Here is a 26,730-nt window from a genome sequence, read left to right on the forward strand (position 1 = left end):
CATCCGCCGCCCGCCCGGCGCCGCCCCCGGCGATGTCGGGCGCCGGGTCCGGCAGCGGGCGGCGCGCCTCATCCGCCGCCGCTCATCCGCCCGTTCTCATGCGCCGGGCTCCGGCCTCGTGGGGTCCTCCTGGAGGCGCGGCAGCAGCACGCGGCCGATACCGCCCAGAGCGTCGGGGCGCCCCATCTGCCCGTGCGAGTGCTCCACGGACCGCACCTCGGGCTTGCCGCCGTCCAGGTACGGCAGCCACAGCTCGGCCGCGAGCTGGGGGTCCGTCTCCCGGGCGGCGAACACCAGCACGTCGCCGGCGAACCGGCCCGGCTCGTGCGCACGGGAGAGCGTGCCGTTGTTGAGGAAGATCCGGCAGATCGCCGCGACCCTCGCCTCGTCGAACGTGGCCAGCAGCCCCGTACGGTCCCTGGCGATCTCCAGGAAGCGCGGATAGGTGAGGGTCTCGCCCGCCCAGAGGGACGGGTCGTAGCCGAAGAACTCCAGGATCAGGCCGAGGACGACTCCGACGCCGCCGTCGGCCGGGATCTCGGCCGGCTCCTCCTGCCCGCCGGTCTGCTGCTCCGCCAGGCCGCCGTTCCCCGGCCCCGCGGGGAAGGCGTCGAGCACGGACAGCAGGCCGACCGTCTCGCCGCCCGCCTGGAGCTGGACGGCCATCTCGTGAGCGACGAGACCGCCGAAGGACCACCCCAGCAGGTGGTACGGGCCGGAGGGCTGGACCTGGCGGACCTGCCGCAGGTAGTCCGCCGCCATCTCCTTGACCGTCGCGGGCAGCACCTCGCTGCCGTCCAGGCCGCGCGCCTGGAGGCCGTACACGGGCTGCTCGGGGCCGAGTTGGGCCGTCAGCCCGGCGTAGGACCAGCTGATTCCGGCCGCGGGATGGACGCAGAACAGCGGCGGCCGGCTGCCCGTCTCGCGCAGCGGAAGCAGCACGCCGATGCCTCCGGCGTCCTGCTCGTCGCCGGCCGGACCCGCCGTACCGGACCCGGCCGCCTCCGCGGAGCTTCTGCCGCTGTCCTCGCCGCTCTCGACCGCGCCGACGCTCCTCGCCGGGTCTTCGGCCGTGGTCGCCAGCAGCGCCTGGAACCGGGTGGAGAGCTTCTCCACGTACTCGCGGTCCAGCAGGTGGGGGCGGTAGTCGAGCCTGAGGAAGAGGCGTTCGCCTCGCGCCGAGACGATCAGCCCGAGCGGGTAGTGGGGCGCGTCGTCGCCGCTGGCGCCCGTCAGGGCGAGCCCGGGTGCGGGCTCGTCCATGACGCCGTCGATCGGATAGTTCTCGAAGGCCATCACGGTGTCGAACATGTCGCCCATGTCCGTGATCCGGCGTATCTCGCCGAGTCCGATGTGGTGGTACGGCATGAGCGACGTCTGCGCCTGCTGGAGCCGCACGAGCAGCGAACCCAGCGACTCCTCCGGGTCGAGGCGCACCCTCGTCGGGACGGTGTTGATGAAGAGCCCGACCATCGACTCCACACCCGGCAGGTCGGCGGGACGGCCCGAGACGACCGACCCGAAGACCACGTCGTCCTGGCCGGTGGAGAGGCCCAGCAGCACGCCCCAGCAGGCCTGCAGGACCGTGTTCAGCGTGACGCCGTGCCGGCGCGCCATCTCCACGAGGGCGGTGGTGGTCTCCTCGCTGAGCTCCACCGCGACGTGCTCCGGCGGCTTCGGTTCGCGGTCGCCCTCGTCGGGCGCGAGGCGCGTGGCCGAGCCGAGACCGGCCAGCGCCTCACGCCACGCGGTCTCCGCGGCTCCGGTGTCCACTCCCTCCAGCCACGCGAGGTAGTCGCGGAAGGGGGTGACGGCGGGCAGCCCGGAGACCTGCTCACCGGTGATCTCGCCCTCGCCGCCGCCCTCCCTGTACAGGGCGAACAGTTCGCGTACGAGGATGGGCAACGACCAGCCGTCCAGCAGAATGTGATGGGTCGTCATGACGAGCCGGTAGCGGTTCTCCCCCGTCGTCATGAGCATCATCCGCACCATCGGCGGCCGGGACGGGGAGAACGGCCTCCCCCGCTCGCTGCGCATGAGCCGGACCGTCTCCCGCTCGCGCTGCTCCTCGGTCAGCCACCTCAGGTTCTCCTCACGCCACGGCAGCCGGGCGTCGCCGCACACGACCTGGACGGGCTGGCGCATGCCGTCGTGCACGAACGCCGCTCGCAGGTTGCCGTGCCGGTCGAGGAGCGCCTGCCCGGCCCGCCTCATCCGCTCGGGGTCGAGCGAGCCCTCCAGGTCGAGCGCGAGCTGCACCGTGTAGAGGTTGTGGCGGGCCTCGTCGCCCGCCTCCCCGTCGTCGTCGGCGAGCGCGCCGAGCAGCACGTGGTAGAGCATGCCCTGCTGGAGGGGGGAGAGGGGAAGGATCTCCTCCAGGTGCGGGTGGGCCTCCTCCAGCGACTCGATCTCGCCCTGGTCGAGCTGGACGAGCGGGAAGTCGGACGGTGTGCGGCCGCCCGCTCCCGGCTGCGTCGCGTACTCGGCGAGGGAGTCGAGGATCTCGAACCAGGCGTCCGCCACGTCCTTGACGGTCTGCTCGTCGACGACGCCCTCCGGCCACACGAAGGAGACCGCCAGCTCGGTGCCGTCCTCGGCGTCCTGGGTGAGGGCGTTGATGGACAGCGGGTGGGTGAGCGGCATGTCCGCGTCCGCTCCGGCGGTCATCGCCGTCTCCGGTGCCGGGGCCCAGTCGCGTTCACCTGCGGCCGCGGGCAGCAGGAACCGGCCGAAGTAGTTGAAGCCGATGTGCCGCGGCGGCGCGGACGCCAGGGACAGCGACGTCTCAGGGTTGAGGTAGCGGAGCAGCCCGAAGCCGATGCCCTTGTCGGGGATCGTGCGCAGCTGCTCCTTCACGCGACGCAGCGCACGGCCCAACTCCGGTCCCGCGCCGCCGCCTTGGGGAACCTCCTCACCCGGTGCGAGCCGTACGGGGTACATGCTGGTGAACCAGCCGACGGTGCGGGAGAGGTCGGCGCCGGGGACGACCGGTTCGCGGCCGTGCCCCTCGACGTCGATCAGCACGTCGCCCTCGCCGTCCCCGGCCCCCACGCAGCGGCGCACGGCGAGAGCCAGCGCGGTGAGCAGCACGTCGTTGATCTCGCAGTGGAAGGCCGCCGGGATGGTGGTGAAGAGGTGGCGGGCGCGCTCCGCGCCGTAGGTGAGCAGATGCGACCGCGCCCGTCCGGTCGTGTCGCGGGCCGGATCCAGGGGGCGGCTCGCGAGCTGCGGTCCGGCGGTGTCGAGCATCTCCGACCACAGGGGCAGTTCGGCCAGCCGCTTCTCCTCCCGCGCCTGAGCGGACAGCGCCCGGCTCCAGTGCCGCAACGGAGTTTCGACCGGCTGGAGTTGCGGGGCCCGTCCGGCCTCCAGCGCCTCGTATGCGGCGGCCAGGTCGGGCACGATGATGCGCCACGAGACGCCGTCCACGGACAGGTGGTGGCCCATGAACATCAGCCGTCCGGGCTCGTCCCGGCCCGCGTCGAACCACACGACGCGGACCATCCTGCCCGCCTGCACGTCCAGTTCGGACTTCGCCCGGGCGGCTTCATGGCCGATGACCTCCGCGAAGTCGCCGTTCAGCTCGGTGACGTCGACGCGCCTGACGGACGGGGACGCCGGCACCGACTGCGGCGGACGCACCGTCAGCCTCCAGTCCCGCTGGGACGTCTGGAGGCGCAGCCGTAGCGCGTCGTGGTGGTCGAAGAGGGTCTGCACGGCCTTCGTGAGCACGTCCTGGCGGAGCCCGCCGGGCACCTGCAGCAGCACGGCCTGGTGGAACCCGTCGACGGGGCCGCCGAGTTCGCGCAGCCAGTGGACGATCGGGGTGAGGGGCACCTCGCCCACCCCGGACTCGGTGTCCCCCTTGGCGGTGCGGGCCGTCTCCCGCGCCACGGAGGCCAGCGCCCGGACGGTCTTGTGCTCGAAGACGTCCTGCGGCGTGAGGACGAGCCCGGCCTTGCGGAGCTGGCTCACGAGCTGGATCGAGACGATGCTGTCGCCGCCCAGGTCGAAGAAGCTGTCCTCCGGGGCGACTTCGGGCAGCCGGAGCACCGAGGCGAACACCCCGGCGACGATCTCCTCGCGGGACTTCTCCGGCTTCGCGCCCTCGTCCTCGTCCCCGGACGGGGTCGCCCCGGCCGGGTCCGGTGCCTCCGCGGTCGGCTGCTCCGGCGGCGCGGATTCACCGGCCGCGGGGGCGGCTTCGGTCGCGGAGGCCGGTGCGGGCCCGGACTCAGCGGGCGGCGCGGGCCGGTGCTCGGCGGGCGGCGGGGCCTGGTCGTCCGGTGCCGGTTCGGGTGCCGGCGCCGTACGGGCTGAGGGGCCGGGTTCCGGCAGGGCTCCGCGGTCCAGCTTGCCGCTCGGCGTACGCGGCAGCTCCTCCAGCAGCGTCACGGAGGCCGGGACGAGATACGCCGGCAGCCGCTCGGCCAGCCACTCCCGCAGCGCCTCGGGCTCCGCGCCCGCCGCCCCTCCGGACCGTGCGGGGACCGCGTAGGCGGTGAGCCTCGCCTCGCCCCGGGCGTCCTCGCGCACCGTGCAGACGGCCCCGGCGACCCCCTCGTGGCGGGCGAGCACGGACTCGACCTCGCCCAACTCGATGCGAAAACCCCGGAACTTGACCTGGCCGTCGATGCGGCCGAGGAAGTCGAGCTGCCCGTCCCCCGTCCAGCGCACGAGGTCGCCGGTGCGGTACATGCGCTCGCCCGGCGCGCCGAACGGGTCGGCCACGAAGCGTTCCGCGCTGAGACCCGGGCGCCGCAGGTAGCCGCGGGCGATCCCCGAACCGGCGAGGTACAGCTCGCCCGGCCGTCCGGGCTCGACGGGCTGGAGCGCTCCGTCGAGGACGTAGGTGCGCACGTGCCCCAGCGGACGTCCGATGGGCGGCGCGGCCGCGCCCTCCGCCTCCCCGGAGCCGGAGCCGGAGCCGGAGGCGGCGCCGGAGCTGTCAGCTGCGTCCGTCCAGGCGGTCGCGTACACCGTGGCCTCGGTGGGCCCGTAGACGTTCATCAGCTTCGTGCCGGGCATCGTCGTACGCACCCGCTCGGCGAGCGACGCCGGCAGCGCCTCGCCCGCCATGGACAGGGTCGCGGCCGACAGTTCCAGGCCGCCGTACTCGGTGAGCTTCGCGAGCACCGACGGGATCGCGCACACCAGTCCGCCGGACCAGCGCGGCGGGTCGCCGTCCAGCAGCGACAGCAGGTCGCGTACGACCTCGACGCGGCCGCCGCACGCGAGCGCGGGGAAGATCTCGGCGACGGAGACGTCGAAGCTGAAGGAAGTCGCCGCGAGGGTGTGGGAGAGCGTCTCCGTCCCGAACTCCCCGTGCGCCCAGGCGATCAGGGCCACGACGTTGCGGTGCGGTACGACCACGCCCTTCGGGGTCCCGCTGGAGCCCGAGGTGTAGATCACGTACGCCGGATGGGAGGGGGAGAGCGGCGCGGCGCGGTCCGCGTCGGTGAGGGGCGCGGTTGAGCGGCGGCCCACCTCCTCCGCCGTCTCCGGGTCGTCGAGCACGACGGCGGACGCCGCCGCGGCGTACCGGCGCTCGGCCGCCGCCGCGTAGCTCTCCGCCCCCGCCTGATCCGTCACCACGCAGCACGGACGCGCGTCGCGGATCATGAACGCCAGCCGCTCGGCCGGGTACGCCGGATCGAGCGGCAGGTACGCGGCGCCCGCCTTGAGCACGGCGAGCATCGCCACGACCGTCTCCGCCGAGCGTCCGAGCATCAGGCCGACGACGCGTTCGGGGCCGGCGCCCTGCTCGATCAGGAGACGCGCCAACCGGTTGGCGCGGTCGTCCAGTTCACGGTAGGTCAGGCTCAGCGAGGCGTCGGTGACGGCGACCGCGTCGCGGTGCCGCCCGGCTGCGGCGTCGAGCAGCTCCGGGAGGGTGCGGGCGGGAAGCTGCGGCTCGCCGGAGCCGCGCGCCCAGGACAGCACGGTCTCCCGCTCGTCGTCGCCGAGCAGGGCGAGGGAGCCGACGGGGCTGTCGGGAGCGGTGACGGCCGCGTCGAGGAGCCGCCTGAACCGTTCGCCGTGCGCGTCGAGTTCCGCTTCCGTGCAGCGGTCGGCGGGGCCGGAGAAGGCGATGCGCAGCGTGCCGTCGCCCGGGTCCTCGTCGACGGCGACGCGCAGGTCGCCGGTCTCGTCGCCGCCGATGCGGCGGACGGTGGCGGCCAGCTCTCCGAAGCGGACCGCGTGCACGGCCGTCCGCACGTCCACGACGGTCCCGTAGAGCCGCGCGCCTTCGCCGGTGACGCCCAGCTCCGCGCACAACTCGGCGTGCCGGTACCGCTGGTGGCGCCGCACCCTGCGGCTCTCCAGCGCGACCTGCCGCGCGAGACGGGCGAATCCGGTGCCCGGACGGACGGCGACGCGCAGCGCGGCGACGTCCCCCGCCGAGCCGGGCACGCGCCGGGCGGCGCGGCTGAGGCGGCCGTCGACCGGCATGCCCAGCACGACGTCGGTGCCGCCCGTCATGCGGTGCACGTAGGCGGCGGCAGCGGCCAGTACGACTGCGGCCGGGTCGGTTCCGGTCCGGCGCGTGGCGGCACGTACCCGGGTACTCGCCTCGAAGCTCAGCACGGCCGCCCGGGAACGCACGCCATGCGCACCGGCCGTCTCACCGCCGTCGGAGGGCGCGCCGGGGACGAGCGTCAGCGGCTCGGGCCGCCCGGCGGTGCGCCGCAGCCAGAACTCCCGGTCCTCCGCGGGCTGCAGGGACGAGCGGTACTCGGTCTCCTCCGCCTCCAGCTGGGACAGCGGAACGAGTCCGCCCTCCTCCGGCGCCCAGCCCTCCGTACGGGCCGTGTAGACCTCGGCGACGCGCCGGGTGACGAGGGCGCAGCCGAAACCGTCGACGACCGCGAGGTGGTGGCGGTGGAACCAGCGGAAACGCCCCGCGGAGAGGCGGATCAGGGCCTGGGAGGACAGTTCCGCCGTCAGCGGCCTGGCCAGCTCGGTCCGCTCCCACTCCTCCGCGGCGGCCTCCGGGTCGCTCTCCCCGCTGAGGTCGATCTTCGCGAGGGTGAAGGTGCCGTAGGGCTCCAGCTGCGGTACGCCGTCCGCCGTCTGGCGGGCGGTGCCGTCGGCGAGCCGCAGGCGCAGCGCCTCGCTCTCGCCGGTGACCTGGCGGACGGCTTCCTCGAAGTGCGCGGTGTCCAACGCGCCGTGGATCTCGACGACTTCGGTCACCTGCGGCTGCGGTGCACCGGGCTCGCCGGCCGGCCGCGCGCCGGACCGTGTCCGGCGCCAGACCTCGCGGCCGGCGGCGGACATCGGGATGCGCGCAGTGTGGTGGTCAGCCATGACTGTTCTCTCCCCGGGTGGCGAGCGGGCTCTGCGGATAGGTGTGGAAGCCCCTGCCGGCCTTGCGGCCGACGCTGCCCTCGGCGACGAGCCCGGCCAGCAGGGCGCACGGCCGGAAGCGTTCGTCTCCGGTGTGCTCACGGAGTACGTCGAGGGTGTCGACGATGGTGTCGAGGCCGATGAGGTCCCCCGTGCGCAGCGGCCCCATCGGATGGCCGAAGCACTCCTGGAAGACGCGGTCCACGGTCTCCGCGTCGGCGGTGCCCTGCTGCAGGACGGCCGCCGCCTCGTTGACGGTGAGCATCAGGACGCGGTTGGTCACGAAGCCGGGGCCGTCCCCGACGACGATGGGCTTCTTGCCGATGCGCGCCAGGAAGCCGAGGGTGAGCGCGAGGGTGTCCTCGCTGGTGAGGGGCGAACGCACCACCTCCACCGCGTCCTTGAGCGGCGCGGGGTTCATGAAGTGCGTGCCGATGACGCGGTCGGGGCGCCCCGTGAAGGAGCCGAGCCGCTCGACGGGGATGGCCGAGGTGCAGGAGGCGAAGACGGTCCCGGCACCGCATGCCTCGTCGAGGCCGCGGAGCACCTTCTCCTTCACCGGCACCTGCTCGCGTGCGCACTCGACGACGAACGCGGCGTCCCCGAGAGCGGTCAACTCGTCGGTGAAGCGGACGAGTTCGAGGGGGTCGGCCGCCGCTCCGCCACCGTCCGGCCGTCTGCCGCGCAGCAGGCTGCTCAGCCGCAGTCCGGCGCGCAGCCGGGCGGCCCCGTCCTCCCGTGCCGCTGCGTCCGGGTCGACGACGACCACGGGATGGCCGGCCTGTGCGAAGCACTGGGCCACGCCGGCTCCCATGGTGCCGGCGCCGACGACGCCCACCGGCGCGTCCGGCTCGATGTCCTTGCGTTCGCCCACGGTCGCGGGCCCCTTTCGGTCTCCGTGTCTCATACATCGTGAGGTCAGCCGGCGTGCGGCGAAGTGTCCGGCAGCCACAGGTCGTTCAGCGGGGTACGGGGCTCCCTCGTACCCGAACCCAGCAGCGAGACCAGGCCGTCGGCCATGGCGGACACCGTGGCGGCGTCGTACAGGTCGGTGCGGTAGTCCACGCAGACGCTCAACTCGCCTTCCTGCGGGCCTTCCACGACTGTCCAGGCGAGGCCGGCGGGCCCGTGCGGCCCCGGCTGCCCCTCCGTCCCGGCCGCCGCGGGCAGGGCCAGCCGGGCTCCGCCCGCCCCGGGCCACCGCACCGCCCGCACGTCCAGTCCCGCCCGCTCGCCCAGCGAGCGCGGCAGCCGGTGGTGCGCGTACGTCACGTCGAAGAACGGTGCGCGGCCGGGCTCCCGGGGCACGCGGAGCTTCCGCAGCACGTCCTGGAACGGCACGTCGCCGTTGGCCTCGGCCTCGGCGATCACTTCGCGGACCCGGCCGGTCAGGCAGTCGAGGCCGGGCTCGTCGGCGGTGCCGATCCGCAGCGACAGCGGGTTCGCGAACGGCCCGACGATCTCGCCGAGCCGCGGCCGGGACTGCACGTCGGCGGCCTGGTCGGGGTCCGGGGCCGCCTCCAGCAGGCCGACCAGCACCTCGTCCGAGCCCGAACGCAGCGACAGCAGTGCGACGATGCCCGCCAGCAGCGTCTCCCGCGGCCCGGTACGGCCCAGCTCGCCCGCCAGGGAGGCGGGCAGGCGGAAGCCGTGGGTCGCGACGGCGCCGGGGCCCGGCCGCGCCGAGACGGGCCGCGGCCTGTCGGTGGGCGGCTCGAACGCCCCGAGTCCGGCCAGCCGCTCCTGCCAGTAGGCGAGTTGGCCGTCCAGCAGGCCGTCCTCCCGGAGGCGGCGCTGCCACTGGGCGTAGTCGTCGTAGGAGACGGGCAGCGTCGCCGGGCTGGGCTCCGTGCCTCCGCGGCGGGCCCCGTAGAAGGCGAACAGGTCCCCGAAGAAGACCCCCGGCTGAGCGCCGTCGTAGACGTCGCGGTGCGTCGTCACCACGAGGACGTGGTCGTCGGGACCGGTCGTCAGCAGCAGGGCGCGCAGCGCGTGGCCCGTCGCCGGGTCCACTGCGGTGCGTCCGTGCGCGACGGCCAAGTCCCGGGCGGCTGCGGCGGGTTCGTCGCGGCCGGAGACGTCCGCTGTCCGCAGGAACCCGGCGCCGGCGGTCCCGCTGTCACGGGCGAAGGGTGACAGCGTCTGCCGCTGGGGCAGCGGGAAGCGGGTCCGCAGCACGTCGTGCCGGTCCGCGAGGTCGCCGAACGCGGAGCGCAGCGCGTCCGCGTCGACGGCGCCGCGCAGCCGCAGGCAGGCGGTGACGGAGTCGCCGCCGCTCTCCACGCCGCGTGCCGGTCCTGGAGCCGCCGGCGCCTGCGAACCCGCGCCGGGGCGGGCGGCGTCCGGCTCGGCCTCCGGGGGCCCGGCGGCCTCCGGGAGGGTCCGCGGCGCGCCGTCGTCCGCGGCCCTCCCGGCGCCGGTGCGGGAGGCGGGCGGACCGGCGGGCAGCTCGCGGTGGTCGGCGTCGGGGTCCTCGACGGCCGCCCACAGCAGCTTCAGCAGGGAGTCGGTCATGGCCGAGACGGTCCCGGCGTCGAAGAGCTGCGTGCTGTACTCGACGGCGACTTCGAGCTCTTCGAGGTCCGGCCGCTCCGCGACGACCATCGTGATGTCGAACTTGGCGGTGCCGGGCGGGAGTCCGGGGAAGAGCGGCGTCTCGTCGGCGTCGCCGTCCGGGCGTCCCGGGTTGAAGGTCGTCTCGCCGAAGGAGAAGTTCGGCGGCAGCGTCTGGTGGACGTACATGACGTCGAAGACGGGGTTCCTGCCGGGGTCGCGGTCCGGCGCGACCTCCCGCACGACCTTGTCGAACGGGATCTCCTGGTGCTCCATGCCGTCCAGCACCACGGCCCGGACGCGGCGCAGCAGTTCGCGGAAGCCGGCCTCCCCGGACAGGTCGGTGCGCAGGGCGATGGTGTTGTTGAAGAAGCCCAGCAGGCCCCACAGTTCGGGCCTGCTGCGGCCGATGGTCGGCGTGCCGACGACGATGTCCCGCTGCCCCGACCAGCGGGAGAGCAGCACGTTGAGCCCGGTGAGGATCACCATGAACAGCGTGGCCGTCTCCTCGCTGCCCAGGGCGCGGAGGCGGGCGACGAGTTCCGCCGGAACGGTGAAGCCGTACGTCGCCCCCGCATAGTCCATGCGGGCCGGACGCGGCCTGTCGGTGGGCAGCTCCAGCGCCGGCGGATCGGCCAGCTGCCGGCGCCAGTAGTCGAGTTCGCCGTCGAGCAGGGAGCCCTCCAGCAGGTCGCGCTGCCACCGGGCGTAGTCGCTGTACTGGACGGGCAGCGGCTCGGGGAGGTGCACGCGGCCCTCGCAGCGGGCCTCGTAGAACTGGAGCAGTTCGCCCATGAGGATCTGCGGCGCCCAGCCGTCGTTCACGCCGTGGTGCATCGTCCAGCAGAACAGGTAGTCGCCGGGGCCGATGCGCACGACGGTGACGCGCACCAGCGGGTCGTTGGCGACGTCGAAGACCCAGTGGGTCTCGGCCTGGACGGCCGCGCGTGCCGCCTGCTCGGGGTCCGGCTCGTCCGAGACGTCCAGCACCCGGAAGAAGTCCCCCAGTTCGGGACGGACGACGAGCCTCGGACGCCCGTCGACCTCCGCGAAGTTCGACCGCAGGGCCTGGTGCCGCTGCGCCAGGTCCTCCCAGGCCAGCCGCAGCGCCTCCAGATCGGGTTCGCCGCGCAGCCGCGAGGCGCCGGGAAGGTTGTACAGCGTGGTGCTCGGGTCGAGCTGGTGGTGGAACCACATGCGCTCCTGCCCGTAGGAGAGCGTCGGCTCCTGGTTGGGGCGGATGGGCGGCAGCCTGTGCGCGTCCCCGGACGCCGGACGCGGCTGCCCGCCGTCGGAGGTCCCCGGAGAGCCGTCCCGCTGCCCGTCCCCGGTGTCCTCGTGCGGCGGGCCGGAGTTCGGCGCGAGCTCCCCCGGGGAGGCGGGGGCGGGAATGCGCTCGGTGACGGCGGCGGCGAGGTCCGAGACCAGAGGGTGCGCGTAGACGTCGATCAGCTTGATCGAGGCGCCGAACTCCGTGAGCACCCGCTCGATGAGCTGAAGGGCGATGACGGAGTTGCCGCCGATGGAGAAGTAGTCGGCGTCGGCGGCCACTTCGTCGGCGTAGAGCAGTTCGGCCAGCGTGCCGCGCAGCCAGTGCAGCACGGCCTCCGGGCTGCCGTCCCGCTTGTCCTGGGGCACCGCGGCGGGGGCGACGGGAGGGTCAGGCGTGGCGGGCGTGGCGGCGGCAGCCGGAGCGGCCGCCGTCCGGTCGGGCCCGGGCAGCGGGCGGGCGGGCGCCTCACGCGGCTGCCCGGCGTCCTGAGCGGGGGCCGGTGGGCCGGAGTCGGGCGCGGGGGCTGGGGCTGGGGCCGCTGGAGCAGGCGCGGGGGCTGCCGGGGGTGCGGTGGGCGGCTGTTCCGGTGACGGTGCGGGAGCCTGGGCCGGTGCGGGCGGGGGCGCGGCGGCGGTCTGCGCCGCGGGGGGCGTGTCGAAGCGGATGATGTCGTCCAGCGGACGCGCCCAGCACCGCACCCCGTCGAACGGGTGCCCGGACAGCGGCAGCCTGCGGGGCGTGCGGCTCTCGCCTCCCCTGAGCGCCGGCCAGCCCAGGTCCAGCTGCGCCTCGTAGAGCCGGCCGAGCGCCTCCAGGGCGCTGCCGTGGGAGCCCCCGAGGGTGAGCACCTGCGCGCCGGGACGGCCGGCGAGCTGCCCGGACAGCAGGTCGCTGATCTCGCCGCGCGCCGCCAGCTCGACGAACACCACGGGTCCGGCGGCCAGTTGCTCCTCGACGGCGGCGTGCAGCCGGTCGGCGCGTACGGGGCCGCCGAAGACGTCCTGGCTCGCTCCCCCCGCCGCCCCCGCGTCCTTCGCCCGCTCCAGCGCCCGGGTGTCCTCGGCGGAGAGCTTGCCCTGCAGGTGGCGTACGGCGTAGCGGGAGACACCGGAGCTCATCAGGCCGCCGACGGGCACTCCGGCCCTCTTCAGCCAGGCGTGGGCGGCGAGTTGGGCACGTACACGGGACGACAGGCCGTCCGGCAGCGGCAGCCGGGCGGGCAGCTCGGCGCCCTCGCCCGCCGGTGCGCCCTCGGCGTCGCCCGAGAGCAGCAGGACGACGCGGGGCACGGCGGGAGCGGAACCCCCGCCGGAGAGCTGCCCGCCGGTTCCCGCCTGCTGCGCTCCGAGCCTCTTCCACGTGACCTGGGCGGCGAGCTTCAGCGCCAGCTCGGAGGACGTGCGGGCCACCAGGCCCATGCGGTGCCGGTAGTGGTCCCTTCCCTCGTTGAGCGTCATCGCGACGTCCGCCAACTGCTTCGTCCCGTCCCGCAGTTCGAGGGAGAGACGTTCGCAGAGGGCGACGAGGCCGCTCTCGCTGCGCGCCGAGAGACCGACGAGCAGCGGCCGCTGCCGCGCGCCCTCGGAGGACTCCGCGTCCCCCGAATCCTCCGGCGCGGCGGGGACGGGCGGCTGCTCGACGACGCAGTGCGCGTTGATGCCGCCCAGGCTGAAGGAGCTGACGCCGGCCCGGCGCAGCCCGGACTGCCAGGATCGGGCGGAGGTGACCACGTCGAGCCGCGCCGCCTCCAGGTCGACGTCCTCGCCGGGACGGGTGAAGTGCAGGGTCGGGTAGAGCTCCGCGTCCCGCACGCTGAGGATCGTCTTGACGAGCCCCGCGATGCCGGCTGCGTGGTCCAGGTGGCCGAGGTTGGTCTTCACCGAGCCGATGGGCAGGACGTCTCCGCTGCCGCCGCGGGCCAGTGCCAGCCCTTCCACCTCCACCGCGTCGCCGAGCTTCGTGCCGGAGCCGTGCGCCTCGATGTATCCGGCCGTGGCGATGTCCGCACCGGCGCGCCGCCACGCCTTGCGGATCACCTCGGCCTGTGACGTGGCGCTGGGGGTGGCGATCGTCGCCGAGTGCCGGCCGTTGTGCACGACCGCGCTGCCGCGGATGACGGCGTGGACGAACGCACCCTCGGCCAGGGCCCTCTCCAGCGTGGTGAGCAGCAGCACGGCCCCGCCCTCGCCGCCTGCCGCGCCGTCCGCCGCTTCGTCGAAGGCGCGGCATTTGGCGGTCGGGGAGGCGATGCCGGGGAAGGCGCCGACGGTCGCCGCGGGCGGGACGACGTGCTTCAGGCTCACCCCGCCGGCGACGGCGAAGTCGGCGTCCCCGTCGCGCAGTTCACGTGACGCCTGGTGGACGGCGACGAGGGACCCGTTGCAGCCGGTGTCGACCCCGTAGCAGGGGCCGGTGAGCCCGAACAGGTGCGAGACGCGGGCGGGCAGCCCGCACGGGATGTTCCCGATCATGCTGAGCGTGCCGTACTCGCGGACCAGCGGCTGGTAGCCGTTGCTGGGTGAGCTGAAGACCACGGCCGTACGGGAGTCCCGCATCGCGGAGGCCGCGAAGCCCGCGTTCTCCAGTGCCTCGCGGGTGAGTTGGAGGGCCAGCCGGTGCTGCGGGTCCGTCACCTCTGCTTCGCGCCGCGAGAGGCCGAAGAACTCGTGGTCGAACAGGTCGATCCGGTCCAGGTAGCCCTGGTGCGGGTACTCCGCGTCCGGGTCGAGGCACGTGGACTCGACGCGCTCACGAGGTATCGGACGCACCGAGTCCCGTCCGGCGCGCAGGTTGTCGCGGAACTCGTCCAGGCTGTCCGCCTGCGGGAACCGGGTGGATATCCCGATCACCGCGATGCCCGCGGGCTCCCGTGACGCGTCCGTCCCGCCGAGACCGGCCCCACCGATGCTGCTCATATCGCCTTCCCGTCCATGCGCTCCGCCCTCACCGGCTGCCGTCGCCTCACAACTCGTAGGCCGCGGGGAGGTCTTCACCCGGCCCGTCGTCCTCGCCGTCCGGGCGGTGACCCAGCCGGCCGGTGATCGCTTCCGCCTGCGCGTGAACGGTCGTCAGGTCGAACAGCTCGCCCACGCGCAGCACCCCGGGCCAGGCGGCGTCGAGTTGCTTGTGCAGATCGATGACCCGCAGCGAACTGCCGCCCACCGCGAAGAAGTTGTCGTTCGGTCCGGCCTCACCGTGGCCGAGTACGGCGGCCCAGATCTCCGCGACACGGCCCGTGGTGCCGGCGGCAGCGCCCGGCCCGTCCGCGCCGCTCTTCCCCGCGGCACCGCCGCCGTCCAAGGGGCCGCTCGCACCCGTCTCTCCGGCGTCGGACGGCAGCAGCTCCCGCAGCGCCGTCCGGTCGGCCTTGCCGCTGGAGTTGAGCGGCATGCTCCGGAGCGTGCGGAAGTGGACGGGAACGGCCTGCTCCACCAGGAACTCCCAGCAGTGCGCCCGCAGATCGGACCACGAGGGCATGTCGCCGCCGGGTGAGACAGGGGTGAGGAAGGCGGTCAGCCGTGGCTCGCCCGACGCGTTCCCGCAGACCACGACGGCCTGGCCGACGGCCGGGTGGCGCTCCAACGCCGCCTCCACCTCGCCCAGTTCGATCCGCGCGCCGCGGATCTTGACCTGCTGGTCGCTCCTGCCGTGGTAATGCAACGACCCCGACTCCCCCACGTGTGCGATGTCGCCGGTCCTGTACATGCGTGACCCGGGCGGCCCGAAGGGGTCCGCGACGAACCTCTCCGCCGTCCTGCCGGGCTGCCCCGCGTAGCCGAGCGCCACGAACGGGCCGCCGATGTACAGCTCGCCCCGCACGCCGGGCGCCACTTCGCGGAGCCGGCCGTCCAGCACCCGCGCCTCGGCGCCCCGCCAGGGCCGGCCGATGGGGATGCGGGACCACGACGGGTCCAGCCCGGGCTCGACGGTGCAGGAGATCGTCGTCTCCGTGGGGCCGTACTCGTTGACCAGCACCGCCCGGGGAAGGCGTTCCGTGTGGTCCCGTACGAGGTCGGGAGTGCACGCCTCACCCGCGACGACGACCAGCCGCAGGGACTCCGGCAGCAGCCGGCTCTCCTTCAGCAGGGCGCGGTAGTAGGACGGCACGACGATGAGGTGCGTCGCGCCGTACTCCTCTGCCAGCCCGGCCAGTCCGTGGACCTGCTTGAGCTGCTTCTCGTCGGGGAGCACGAGCGTGTGGCCGTTGCAGAACGACCAGAACATGCCGCCGAGCATCCCGTCGAAGGACGCCCGCATGGCCATCAGGCAGACGGCGTGGTCCTCGCCGTAGACCTCCGTCCTCGGCTCGATGGAGGCGGCGAGCGAACCCCGGCTGACCATCACGCCCTTGGGGGTTCCGGTCGAGCCGGAGGTGCAGACGACGTAGGCCGGGGTCTCGGGGGACGGTTCGGCGTGCCCGCCGGCCCGTCCCGCCTCCTCCGCCGGTCCGGCGGCTTTGTCAGCGCCACCGGGTGCGAGGAGTCCGCGTACGTCCAGCCCCGCGACGTCGAGGCGTTCCGGGACGTCGGGCAGCCCCTCCAGCGCGGAGTCCGGGCCCGAGACCACCACCACCGCGCAGTCGGTGTCCGCCAGCAGGGCGCGGAGCCGGCTCGGCGGCTGGTCCGGTTCGACCACCGCCCACGCCGCACCGATGCGCAGCGCCGCGAGCATCGCCGTGACGGCGAGCGCGTTCTGTTCGAGCCTGACGCACACCACGCGGCCCGCGCTCGCGCCGCGTTCACGCAGCCTCCGCGCGAACGCGGCGGACGCCGCGTCGAGTTCGGCGTACGTCAGCTCCGTACCGCCGACGGCCAGGGCCGTCGTGTCCGGGGTCCGGGCGGCCTGCCTCCGGAACAGCTCCCAGACGGACGGCCGTTCCGCCTGACGGCTCTGCCCCGCGGCTCTCTCCGCCGCCTTGTCCGCAGTCTCGTGCGCCACGCTGCTCCCGGCCTCCTCAGTCCGTTCCGGTGACGACGCGGACGTGGCCCTGCTTCGCGGGGGCCGGCCTGTCGGGACCGAAGGCGAGCACGAGCGGGTCCTCGGTGCCGGGTACCGGCACGTAGCCGGCGAACCGGAGTGTGACCAGCATGTTCCTGTTGGCCTCGGTGGGCACGAAGTGCGCCACGGGCCGCCGTCCGCCTGCGAGGGACTCCCTCACGAGGTGGCCGAGGAGCACGGTGCCCGCACCGCGGGAGGCGACCCGGCAGGACATCAGCATCAGCCGCAGCACCGACTCGTCCGGCGTGAGCTCGGTGACGGCCAGTCCGATGATCCCGTAGTCCCCGAACCGGTCGCGCAGCGCGGCCACTTGCACCCTGTGGCTGGGCGAGGCCGCCAGCTCGCGCAGCTCCGCGGCGTCGTAAGTGAGCCCGGAGGTGTTCAGCTGGTGTGTGCGGACGGTCAGTTCGCTGGCCCTGACGAGGTCGTCCCCGGTCGCGTCCCGGACCGTCATGACGAGGTCCAGCGACGCGAGGAAGCCCTGCCGGTCGTCCCCGAACTCCTCTTCCGCGACCTGCCGCCTGCGCTCGGTGCGGTAGAGGTGCCTGCGCCGTCCCGCCTCCTCGGTGACGAACTCCGGCTGGAACTCGGGGAGATCGGGCAGCGAGCCCGCCTGTCCGGCCGCGTAGCAGCGCACCATGGGCAGTACGGACGCGACCTCCGCCCGCTCCACAGGGTCGTTGTCGATGAAGGCGACGGTGTCGATGCCGATGTTGAGCCCCTCGGCGATCCTGCGCACCGCCGCGGACTTGGAGCCCCAGCCGACCTGGACGTCGCAGAACCACTCCTCCAGGCCCCGCTCGTCGAGGTGGCGCGAGGTGATCGCGTACTCGCCCCGGCTGGCGGCGGCGTGCAGGATCCCCCTTTCGTCGAGCGCACGCAGCGTCTTGAGGACCGCGGGGAACGGCTCGGGGTCGTCGTTCTCCAGCACGACCCCGTCCCATACCGTGTCGTCCAGGTCCCACACCAGGCACTTGACCACGGGGGCAGGCGCCGCGACCTGCCCCGCGTCAGCGCTCGTCCCGCTGCCGGCTCCTTCCGGGATTGCGTCCCGCCCGCCCGTCACGACGCCTCCGCCTGACGGGCGCCCGCCTCGGGACGCGGTGTCCCGGAGCGGCGCAGCAGCTGCTCCGCGATGTGCTGTTCGGCCACCTGCTGAGCTCCTTCGATGATCTCCATGACCTTCGCGTCCCGGAAGTGACGTCCGGCCCGGCTGTCCGGCTCGCATCCGGCCGAGCCGAGGACCTGCACCGCGTCCCTGCTCGCGGAAGCGGCCGCCGCGGCCGCGGCGTACTTGGCGACGATGGTCTCCGTCACCGCTCCCGGCGCCGCTTCGGCTCGGAACCGTGCGGCGCGCAGGGCAAGTTCACGCGCACCGGCCGTCTCGACCGCGGCCCGTGCGAGGAGGGAGCGGACGGCCTGATGGCCCGCGAGGGCCTCATCGCCCTGCACCCGGGCGGCGGCGTGCGCGGCGGCGTCCGCCACGCAGGCCTCCGCCATGCCGACGCAGCCCCACGCCACGGTGAAGCGCCCGTGGTCGAGCGCGGCGGCGGCGACGTGGGAGAGTCCCAGCCCGGCAGGCGCGACGAGGTTGGCGCGCGGCACGCGCACCGCGTCCATGCCGACGTGCGCGATCTGCGCGGCCCGCATGCCGAGTTGGCCGCCGACCGGCTCCCGGCTCACCCCTTCGCGGTCCGTCTCGACGAGCACGGCGGACGGCCTGCCCCGGTCCTTGCCGAGCACCAGAAGCACGTGGGCGTCCTGCCCGAAGGTGATCCACTTCTTGCGGCCCGTGACGGTGACGTGCCCACCGTCTCCCGCGTCCTCGACGCGTGTGCCCACTTCGGCGAGCGCGCTGCCCGCGGCGTCCTCGGTGGCCGCGAAGCCCGCGATCAGCTCGCCGCTCGCCAACTGCGGCAGCCAGCGCGCGCGTTGTTCTCGCGTGCCCCACCGGTTCAGCGCGGCGGCGACCATGCTCTGCACGGTGACCAGGCCGCGCAGCGCGCTGCAGACACCGCCCAAGTGCGCGCAGATCTCGCCGAGTTCGGCGGGCGACGCTCCCAGGCCGCCGTAGCGCCCGGGCAGGTCCGGTGCCAGCAGCCCGGCGGCGGCCACCTCCTTGCGGGCCTCGGCGGGCAGCGCCCCTTCCCGGTCCCACCGCGCGGCGTGCGGGACCAGTTCCGCGGCGAGCCGCGCCGCGGCGGCCACCGGCGACGAGGCGGCCGCCGAGCCGGCGGCTCCGGCTGCTCCCGTGGTCCCTCTGCCGGCCTCCCTGCCGCCCGGCGCGCTCCGTCCCCCGTTCACTGGGTCTCGGTGAACTCTGGCGACCCCGTCTTGCGCAGCACGAAGCGGGTGATGCGGTTCGCCGTACGGAAGCTGTCGAGGTCGAGGTCCTCGACCTCGACGGTGAGGGAGAAGCGGCTCTCGACGAACGTCACCAGCTCCAGCGCGAAGAGCGAGTCAGCGAGGCCGAGTGCGAAGTAGTCGTCGTCGGGCTGCACGGGCTTGCGGAGCGCGGCGGTGAGGAACTCCGTCACCTGCCGCGTGATCTCCTCGGCGGCCGCACCTCCGGCCGCCGCGTCCCCGGTCCCGCCCTGGGCCGCTTCCCTGATGTCGCCGTCGCTCACGATGCCGTCTCCTGGGGTCCTATCTCTGCCAGCAGCACGCTCCACGCCGCCACCGGGCTCACATTGATCAGCACGGCGCGGTCGCCCTCCACGAGCTCCTTGCGCTCGATCGCCGTGTACAGGTTGAGGAAGACGTCGTTGGGGCCCAGGTGCCCGTACTGTCGCAGGTTGTCCCTGCACACGGGCATCAGCTCGATCCCGAGCGACTCCTCACTGAACGTGAAGCCCGCCATGGACAGGTTCTGGCTGACGTAGCCCCGCACGTCCCCGGGCTTGAGGCCGTGGCTCTCCAGCAGCCCGCCGATCAGCCCCGAGACCCGGCTGCGGGTCTCCATCGCGAGCCGGAAGGAGTAGGCCGACAGGTCCCCGCACTCCTCGCGCCACTGCCCGGTGGGCAGGTCGCGGTACTTCACGTGGAAGAGGTCCCAGTAGTCCCCGTTGGTCTCCTGCGCCATGCCGAGCAGCCGGACCGGACCGGTGCGGGAGAGCAGGAGCGCCTGCCCGCCGTCCCCGTTGACCGTGACGGGGTGCCGGTAGCGTCCGGCCGCCGCGGGCTTGCTGCCGTGCACGACGAGGACGTCCCCTAGGGCGGGGTCGGCGCACATCAGCCCGCGGGCGGCCAGCAGCGCCGGCGTGATCGAGACGCATCCGAGGCCGCCCACCGTGAAGGTGAGCGCCCGGTCCGCCCCCAGGCTGTGCTGGAGCTTCGTCGCCTCGGAGCTGAGCAGCGTCTCGGGGGCCCGGGACTCCACGACGATCAGGGCGCCCAGGTCACGGGCGTCGACCCCCTCCTTGCCCAGCGCTTCGCGCGCGGCGCGCTCGGCGAGGTCCGAGGAGCTCAGGCCGTCGTCGGCGCGGACGGACTCGACGCCCAGCGCGAGGCACGTGCCCCGCTCCGCCTCGTCCATCGAGGCGAACTCGGGCAGGTCGGGCACGGCGACGGACTGTCCGGGCATGTGCCAGGCGGCGCTCCTCACCGCGACGGGAAATGCGCCGTTCTCCGCGACTCGAGACGTCACGAACCCTCCCCCGTTTCTGGTGTGCGCCGGATGCTACAGCGCATTCACGTAAAGGGAGAAGGGGATTGGAATGGGCGTACCGAAACGCCGTCGAAGCGCCGTGCAAACATGACAGTTATCATGTGTCCGCCGTTATATACGGACCGGAAGCGGAGACGGGTTCGGATCGTTTGAACCCTTTTGCCGGACTGGTCGCGACGGGGCGGAATCCACCCGCGGCGAGCCGAAGAGGAATACATGACTCCGCTTTCCCGCGGTAACACCGGCGCCCGGCCCCCGGGCTCCGTGGCGCACCCACGGACTTTCCTTCCCACTACCGGCCGGTCACAAGCAGAACGGCGAGTGGCCCCGGAAACGTCCCTGGTAGAACGTTTCCGGGGCCACTCGCCGCAGGCGCGGCGGAGGCTGCGCGGTCCGGCGCGCAACCCGGCCGGAGGCCCGGCCGCTAGCGTGACTCCTCGACGAGACTGGCGGGCCGCATGTCCGTCCAATGCTCTTCGATGTGGTCGAGGCATGCCTGGCGGGAGTCCTCTCCGAAGGCGATGGTCCAGCCCTCCGGAACCTCCGCGAACGACGGCCACAGGGAATTCTGCTTCTCGTCGTTCACGAGCACGTAAAAGGAGCCGTCCTCGTCGTCGAATGGATTGCTCATGGGATCCTTTCGCTCGCGCGTGAGCGGAAAGCCTCTCCCCCGCCCTGAGCGGGCATACTCCCGTACCGCCATGACCGCCGCAAGCATTCGGAGAAGAATTGCGCCCGCTCCGGGCGGAGCGCCGCCCGGTCTCCCGGGAAACGGGCAGACCGGCACAACGCCCCCGCGGTCCGGCGGACCGCGGGACGACGCTCCCGTCCGCCGGGCCGTCGTCGCGCTCCGCAGGGCCCGGGCGAGCGCCCACGACGGGCGGACTGCGGGGACGGGAGAGAAAATGGAGGCATCTGCACACCGGGGAATTGGCAGGAGCCAGTGACGAGACCGGACATCGACTACGCGGCCCTGTTCGCAGCGACGCCGAGTCCTTACCTCGTCCTGCGGCCGGACCTGGTGATCGTGGACGTGAACCGGGCCTACCTGCGCGCCACGGGGCGCACCCGCGAGGACCTGCTCGGCCGCTACATCTTCGACGCGTTCCCCGCCAATCCCGCGGACCCGGAGTCCAACGGGGTCGAGAACCTGGGCGCCTCCCTCCGCCGGGTCCGCGAGTCGGGCCGCCCCGACACCATGGCGCTCCAGAAGTACGACATCCCCGTCGTCTCGCGGCCTGGCACCTTCGAGGAGCGCTGGTGGTCGCCCGTCAACACGCCCGTACGCGGCAAGGACGGCGACGTCGCGTGGATCATCCACCGCGTCGAGGACGTGACGGGGTTCGTGAAGGCCCGTCGCCCCCTGCCATCGCCGGAGGAGAGCCTTCATACGCAGAACGCGGAGGCCGAACTCTTCGTACGCGCCCAGGAACTGCAGGTGCTCAACGAGGAGCTGCGGCAGGCCAACGCGCGGGAGAGCCGCGTCGCCCTCACCCTTCAGGAGGCGATGCTCCACTCGCCCGACCTGCCCCGGCCCGGCGTCGCCGTCCGGTACCTGCCGGCCGTGGGCACGCTCAACGTGTGCGGCGACTGGTACGACGTGACGGACACCCCCATGGGCGGTTTCAGCGCGGCCGTCGGGGACGTCGTCGGCCACGGCCTCGAAGCCGCCGCCGTCATGGGCATGCTGCGCAGCGCGCTCAGCGCGGCCATGCGCGCCACCAACGGCCCGGCACAGGCGCTGCAGGTGCTGGGGCTGTACGCGAGCTCCGTCGAAGGCGCCATGTCCGCCACGGCGGTCAAGGTCAGGATCGACACGAACGAGCAGGTCATCACCTACAGCAGCGCCGGGCACCTCCCCCCGGTGCTGCTCCACCCCGGGGGCGACAGCCAGCTTCTCGACGAGGCCACGGACCCGCCCCTGGCGACACGCTCGGAGCATCACGCCCGGCCCGAGGCGCAGGTCGCATACCGGCACGGGGACTGCCTCGTGCTCTACACGGACGGGCTCATCGAGCGCCGCGGCGAGGACATCGACGACAGCATCGCCCGTCTGACCGCCGCCCTCGCCGCCTGCGCCGGGCTCGACGCGGAGCGGCTGGCCGACAGCCTGCTCGCCCGGCTCGACGTCAGCGAGGGAGCCGCCGACGACATCGCCCTGGTGGTCATCAGCCTCTGACGAGCGGCGTGCCCCCGAACCGGGCCACAGGCGCCCGCGCGCCAGGCCTCGGACCGCGGGCGCGCGCCCTCGCCGCTCACCTCAGCGGCCGGTCCTTGACCGACGCCGGACCGCCCAGGGGCAGGCCGATCAGCGCCTCCGCCTCACCCGGCGCGTAGGGCGACGCACCGTGCCACTCCAGCACCATCACCGTCGCGTCGTCGCTGAGCCTCCCGCGGTGGTACTCCAGGTGGTGCCGGGTGAGGCGGCGCAGCGTCTCCGGTACCGGCAGCCCGTCGGCGTGGTGGCGGATGAGGAAGTCGGTGAACCGGTCGAGGCCGAACTCCTCGCCCTCCGGGTTGCGTGCCTCCGTGATCCCGTCCGTGTAGAGCAGCAGACGGTCCCCCGGCTCCAGCTGCTCGCGGCACAGCCCGGCGGCGCCCAGGTCCTGGCCCATCGGCGGCCCCGGCACGCACTCCAGGGGGACGGTGTACCGCCCTCCCCTGATCACGACCGGCGGGTAGTGGCCGCGGCTGAGCCAGGTGAGCACGCCGGTGCCGATGTCGAGGTCGGCCAGGATGCCGGTGGCGTAGCTGCCGTAGTCGAACTGCTCGACGAGCGCCTTCTCCACCCCCTCGGCCGTCTCGACGAGCGTGCTCCCCTGCCGCCGCGCGTTGCGGCAGGCGGCCACCGCGAGGTTCGCGGTCAGACCGGCCGCCGTGTCGTGGCCCATGGCGTCGAAGATGCACAGGTGGGCGACCTCGTCCGAGACCGCGTAGTCGAAGGCGTCGCCGCTGACCTCGTACGCCGGCTCCATCAGCGCGCTGATCACGACCCTGTCGCTGGCGAACGTACGCGGCGGCATCAGGCGCCACTCCATCTCGGCGGAGACGTTCATGCGCCTGCGCCGCACGAGCCGGGCGTACGCGTCGCTGGCCGCGCGCTTCGTGACCAGCAGCAGGGCGACGAGTGAGGCCAGCTCCCGCATGTCCTGCATGGCGGCCTCGTCGTGCTCCGGGCTGGTGATCCGCATCAGCCCGACCCGTTCGGCGCCGTTCAGCACCGGCACCCACCACTGGTCCCGCTTCGCCGACGTCGGAAGGATCACGCCCAGCTGGAAGGCGCGGCCCGGCGCCGTACCGTCGACCGGCAGCTCGGCCGGCAGGTCCCCGGTCACCCGGCCGCCGTCGGCGCCCCTGCCCGTCAGCAGGGAGAGCACGGCTTCCTGGAGGTCCGCGACGTAGATCAGCACGTGGGGCCAGCCGCGCTCTGCGGCGTGGCGGCTGACGAGGGACGGAAGCCCGGCGAGCGTGACGAAGTGGCTGCCGGAGACGATGCCCCCGAGCATCCGGGCTCGGGCGGGCGGCACGGCCATGGCACACCCTCCTTCGACCGCGGGCGTCGGGGTTCCGGATACCCGCACAACACCGGGGCAGTCCTGTGCGCTGCGGACATGCCCTGCGTTCCGCTTCCCTCCCTCTCCTTCTCCCTTCCAGGGTGCGCCCCGCGGGGTGGGCCCGCTCGGCGGGGCGCACCGGCCCCGTGTGCACCCGGGGCCCCGCGGCCCATACGCTGCTGAGCGCGCCGCTGTCGTACCCGCGAAGGAGATCCACCGTGCTCGTGCTGCTGCCGCCGTCCGAGGGGAAGGCCGAGGGACGCGACGGGGACCCCCTGCGGATCGGTTCACTCTCGCTTCCCGGGCTGGAGGACGCCCGGAGGCGCGTACTCGACGAACTGGTCACGCTGTGCGGCGCGGACGAGGAGAAGGCCCGCGAAGTCCTGGGCCTGAGCGAGGGGTTGCGCGGAGAGGTCGTCAAGAACGCCCGGCTGCACGGCGCGCCCGCCCGCCCGGCTGCCGAGATCTACACCGGCGTGCTCTACGACGCCCTGGGCCAGGCGACGTTGAGCCCCGCCGCCCGCCGGCGCGCGGAGAGCTCGCTGCTGATCTTCTCCGGACTGTGGGGAGCCGTGCGGCCCGGTGACCGCATCCCCTCCTACCGTTGCTCCGGGAACGTGCGGCTCCCCGGGCTCGGCCCCCTTGGCGCCTACTGGCGCGAACCCCTCTCAGCCGCGCTCCCCGAAGCCGCGGGCGACGGACTCGTGCTGGACCTGCGGTCCACGGCCTACGCACAGATGTGGAAGCCGACGGGCGAACCGGCCGAACGCACGGTCTCCGTACGGGTGCTGCAGTCGAAGACCGTGGACGGCGTCGAGAAGCGGTCCGTCGTCAGCCACTTCAACAAGGCCACCAAGGGCCGCATCGTCCGCGCGCTCCTGGAGGACGGCGCGGACCCGGGCACCCCGGAGGAGCTGGCGGAGGCGCTGCGCGATCTGGGCTACGAGGTGGAGCACTCCGCGGAGCCGCGGAAGGGGAAACCGCGCACTCTGGACGTCGTCGTCTCGGAGCTCTGACCATCCCGTTGCGGGGAGCGCAACGGGCGTTGCACAGAGAGGACGGCCGGGGAGAGGATGCACGCATGGTGTCCTCCGCGTCCTCCTCTCCCGCCGGGCCCGCCGGGTCCTCGGGGCCGCTCCCGGTCCTCGACCTCGCGCCCGTCATCCCCGTCGTCGTCCTGGACGACGCCGCGGACGCGGTGCCGCTCGCCCGCGCCCTGGTCGCCGGCGGGCTGCCCGCCATCGAGGTCACGCTGCGCACGGACGCCGCGCCCGAGGCGATCCGCGCCATCGCGGAGCAGGTGCCGGAGGCGGTCGTCGGCGCCGGGACGGTCCTCACGCCGGAGCAGGCGGACCTCGCGGTGGCCGCGGGTGCGCGCTTCCTCGTCAGCCCGGGCTGGACGGACCGGCTGCTGGAGGCGATGCGCGGCCACGGAGTCCCCGTCCTGCCGGGCGTCTCCACGGCCTCCGAAGTGCTCGCGCTGCTGGAGCGCGGGGTGACGGAGATGAAGTTCTTCCCGGCCGAGGCGTCCGGCGGCACCGGCTACCTCAAGTCGCTCGCCTCGCCGCTGCCCGCGGCGCGTTTCTGCCCCACGGGCGGTATCGACGAGGCGAAGGCCGCCCGGTACCTCGCGCTGCCCAACGTCGGCTGCGTGGGCGGCACGTGGATGCTGCCCGCCGAGGCGCTGGCGGCCAGGGACTGGTCCCGCGTGCAGCGCCTGGCCGAGGGAGCCGCCGGGCTGCGCCGCTGAGGCGCCCGCAAGCACCTCAGCGGCTTTCGGACATCCGGTGGCGTCAGGCGGGTTCCGCCTCGGGCCGTTCCGCCGCGGCGGCCGACTGCCGGGCGCGTGCCCGCTTGTGCAGTACCGCGATCGAGGCCAGCGCGACGAGCGCGAGCAGCATGATGTAGCCGGACACCGCCATCGACGTGCCACTGACCTCCAGCAGCAGCACCATCATGAACGGCGCCAGCCCGCCGCCGACCACCGCCGCGAACTGGTATCCCAGCGAGGCGCCGGTGTACCGCATCTCGGCCGTGAACAGCTCGGCGAAGAGGGCCGCCTGAGGCCCGTACATGATGCTGAGGAAGCAGCTGGTGACGAAGGTGCCGAGGCCGAGCAGCCACAGCGACTTGGTGTCGATGAGCAGGAACATCGGCACGGCCCACAGGAAGATCCCGAGCGCGCCCGCCGTGTAGACGGGCAGCCGTCCCAGACGGTCCGAGACCGCCGCCGAAGCCGGTATCAGCACGAGCTGGGTGAGGCTGACCAGCAGGGAGACCGTCAGTACGGAGCCGCGCTCCATGTGCAGGTCGCGCGTCGTGTAGTCCAGGACGCCGGTGATGATGATGTAGAAGGTGGCCGTGTTGACGGCGAAGGAGCCGCCCGCGAGCAGCACGGTCCCCAAGTGCTCGCTGAGGACGGTACGCAGAGGCGAACGGTCCTCGGCCTTCCCCCCGCCGGACTTCAGCGCCTCCTTCCGCTCCCTCTCCGCACGCTCACGCTCGGCGAGCGCCCGCTCGGCCTCGCGGAACTCCGGCGTCTCCTCGACACGGGCGTGGATGTACCAGGCGAGGAGCAGCACGAGGACGCCCACCCCGAAGGGCAGTCGCCAGCCCCACGCGCCGAACGCGGCATCGTCGGTGAGCGCCTCGGTGAGCAGGAACGCCACGTTGGCCGTCACCACCCCGATGGGCACACCGAGTTGGACGAGGCTGCCGTACAGGCCGCGCTTCCCCTCGGGCGCGTACTCGGTGGCCATGAGCATCGCACCGCCCCACTGCGCCCCCACGGCCACGCCCTGCAGGACGCGCAGCAGCACGAGCGCTATGGGAGCCGCGACACCGATCTGGTCGTAGCCGGGCAGCAGGGCGATGGCGGTGGTGGCGACGCCCATGACGGTCAGCGCCATGACGAGCATGGGCTTCCTGCCCCGCTTGTCCCCGAGCTGACCGGCGATGATGCCGCCGATGGGGCGGGCCAGGAAGCCGACGGCGAACGTCGCGAAGGAGGAGAGGACTTCGGCCACGGGACTGCTGGAGGGGAAGAACTTGCCACCGAGCACGAGCGCGGCAGCGATGCCGAAGATGAAGTAGTCGTACCACTCCACCGCCGAGGCCGCCGCTGCCGCGGCGGCCACCTTGCGGCGGTTGTTCTGAGGCGAGGGCTGCGGGGGTCCGGGCGGGGTCGCCGGGGAGCCGGATGAGGCCGTATCCATGCTTCACACTCCGGTGGGTCGGATGCGGTGGGGAGGCGTCGGTGAGGGGGGGCGGCCGCAGTCCGGTGAACGTACCGACCAGACGGTAGGTGGTCAACAGACCCCGCAGGGAAGAAGCGT

At 73.5% G+C, this 26,730-nt stretch carries 14 protein-coding genes; 3 read left to right on the plus strand and 11 right to left on the minus strand.

Annotated features, from left to right (window positions below; all coding sequences use genetic code 11):
* Positions 1-96: 96 nt before the first annotated feature.
* The 9 genes from IEY56_RS18430 to IEY56_RS18470 form a co-directional block, all read right to left on the minus strand.
* A complete protein-coding gene (locus IEY56_RS18430; protein WP_189038337.1) occupies positions 97-7,311 on the minus strand; it encodes a non-ribosomal peptide synthetase in 7,215 nt (2,404 codons plus the stop codon).
* Entirely contained in the window at positions 7,304-8,224 is a 921-nt protein-coding gene (locus IEY56_RS18435; RefSeq protein ID WP_229712005.1) for a 3-hydroxyacyl-CoA dehydrogenase family protein, read from the minus strand. The genes IEY56_RS18430 and IEY56_RS18435 overlap by 8 nt, the downstream gene beginning before the upstream one ends.
* A 44-nt stretch (positions 8,225-8,268) precedes the next feature.
* On the minus strand, positions 8,269-14,091 hold the full coding sequence (locus tag IEY56_RS18440; protein WP_189038339.1) for a condensation domain-containing protein: 5,823 nt from the start codon (positions 14,089-14,091) through the stop codon (positions 8,269-8,271).
* A 46-nt stretch (positions 14,092-14,137) separates the two neighbouring features.
* The gene (locus IEY56_RS18445) at positions 14,138-16,114 is read right to left on the minus strand and encodes a non-ribosomal peptide synthetase (RefSeq protein WP_189038340.1); all 1,977 of its coding nucleotides are present in this window, start codon (positions 16,112-16,114) and stop codon (positions 14,138-14,140) included.
* A gap of 16 nt (positions 16,115-16,130) precedes the next feature.
* Positions 16,131-17,240 (minus strand): HAD-IIIC family phosphatase, encoded by a 1,110-nt coding sequence (locus IEY56_RS18450; protein ID WP_229712006.1) that lies wholly within the window; start codon positions 17,238-17,240, stop codon positions 16,131-16,133.
* A complete protein-coding gene (locus IEY56_RS18455; RefSeq protein ID WP_229712007.1) occupies positions 17,237-18,478 on the minus strand; it encodes an acyl-CoA dehydrogenase family protein in 1,242 nt (413 codons plus the stop codon). The genes IEY56_RS18450 and IEY56_RS18455 overlap by 4 nt, the downstream gene beginning before the upstream one ends.
* Positions 18,475-18,801 carry an acyl carrier protein gene (locus tag IEY56_RS18460; RefSeq protein ID WP_229712008.1) on the minus strand — a complete coding sequence of 109 codons (327 nt, stop codon included), beginning with the start codon at positions 18,799-18,801 and terminating at the stop codon, positions 18,475-18,477. The genes IEY56_RS18455 and IEY56_RS18460 overlap by 4 nt, the downstream gene beginning before the upstream one ends.
* Complete coding sequence (locus IEY56_RS18465) at positions 18,798-19,757, minus strand: 3-oxoacyl-ACP synthase (protein ID WP_189038342.1); 960 nt, start codon at positions 19,755-19,757, stop codon at positions 18,798-18,800. The genes IEY56_RS18460 and IEY56_RS18465 overlap by 4 nt, the downstream gene beginning before the upstream one ends.
* 508 nt (positions 19,758-20,265) lie before the next feature.
* Positions 20,266-20,472: an MbtH family protein gene (locus IEY56_RS18470; protein ID WP_045863183.1), complete on the minus strand. Its 207-nt coding sequence runs from the start codon at positions 20,470-20,472 to the stop codon at positions 20,266-20,268.
* Between the two features lie 312 nt (positions 20,473-20,784).
* On the opposite strand from IEY56_RS18470, the gene IEY56_RS18475 reads away from it, so the two are divergent.
* On the plus strand, positions 20,785-22,020 hold the full coding sequence (locus IEY56_RS18475) for a PP2C family protein-serine/threonine phosphatase (RefSeq protein ID WP_189038343.1): 1,236 nt from the start codon (positions 20,785-20,787) through the stop codon (positions 22,018-22,020).
* 76 nt (positions 22,021-22,096) lie between these two features.
* Here the strand turns inward: IEY56_RS18475 and IEY56_RS18480 are convergent, their stop codons facing one another.
* Positions 22,097-23,374, minus strand: coding sequence for a PP2C family protein-serine/threonine phosphatase (locus tag IEY56_RS18480; RefSeq protein WP_229712009.1), 1,278 nt, complete (start codon positions 23,372-23,374; stop codon positions 22,097-22,099).
* Positions 23,375-23,613: 239 nt separating this feature from the next.
* Between IEY56_RS18480 and yaaA the strand changes: the two genes are divergently transcribed.
* Positions 23,614-24,411, plus strand: coding sequence for a peroxide stress protein YaaA (yaaA, locus tag IEY56_RS18485; protein ID WP_189038344.1), 798 nt, complete (start codon positions 23,614-23,616; stop codon positions 24,409-24,411).
* A 65-nt stretch (positions 24,412-24,476) separates the two neighbouring features.
* Positions 24,477-25,145 carry a bifunctional 4-hydroxy-2-oxoglutarate aldolase/2-dehydro-3-deoxy-phosphogluconate aldolase gene (gene eda / locus IEY56_RS18490; RefSeq protein WP_189038345.1) on the plus strand — a complete coding sequence of 223 codons (669 nt, stop codon included), beginning with the start codon at positions 24,477-24,479 and terminating at the stop codon, positions 25,143-25,145.
* Positions 25,146-25,188: 43 nt separating this feature from the next.
* On the opposite strand, the gene IEY56_RS18495 is transcribed toward eda, so the two are convergent.
* The gene (locus IEY56_RS18495; protein ID WP_189038346.1) at positions 25,189-26,610 is read right to left on the minus strand and encodes an MFS transporter; all 1,422 of its coding nucleotides are present in this window, start codon (positions 26,608-26,610) and stop codon (positions 25,189-25,191) included.
* Positions 26,611-26,730: the final 120 nt, after the last annotated feature.

The sequence above is a fragment of the Streptomyces daqingensis genome, from assembly GCF_014645895.1.
In the GTDB taxonomy this organism is placed as follows: Bacteria; Actinomycetota; Actinomycetes; order Streptomycetales; family Streptomycetaceae; genus Streptomyces; species Streptomyces daqingensis.

What these genes read in the sequence shown, in the direction of transcription:
- IEY56_RS18480 (WP_229712009.1), bottom strand. Translation starts at nt 23,374, where the DNA reads ATGGCCGTGCCGCCCGCCCGAGCCCGGATGCTCGGGGGCATCGTCTCC.
- IEY56_RS18440 (WP_189038339.1), bottom strand. Translation starts at nt 14,091, where the DNA reads ATGAGCAGCATCGGTGGGGCCGGTCTCGGCGGGACGGACGCGTCACGG.
- IEY56_RS18465 (WP_189038342.1), bottom strand. Translation starts at nt 19,757, where the DNA reads ATGCCCGGACAGTCCGTCGCCGTGCCCGACCTGCCCGAGTTCGCCTCG.
- eda (WP_189038345.1), top strand. Translation starts at nt 24,477, where the DNA reads ATGGTGTCCTCCGCGTCCTCCTCTCCCGCCGGGCCCGCCGGGTCCTCG.
- IEY56_RS18430 (WP_189038337.1), bottom strand. Translation starts at nt 7,311, where the DNA reads ATGGCTGACCACCACACTGCGCGCATCCCGATGTCCGCCGCCGGCCGC.
- IEY56_RS18470 (WP_045863183.1), bottom strand. Translation starts at nt 20,472, where the DNA reads ATGAGCAATCCATTCGACGACGAGGACGGCTCCTTTTACGTGCTCGTG.
- IEY56_RS18495 (WP_189038346.1), bottom strand. Translation starts at nt 26,610, where the DNA reads ATGGATACGGCCTCATCCGGCTCCCCGGCGACCCCGCCCGGACCCCCG.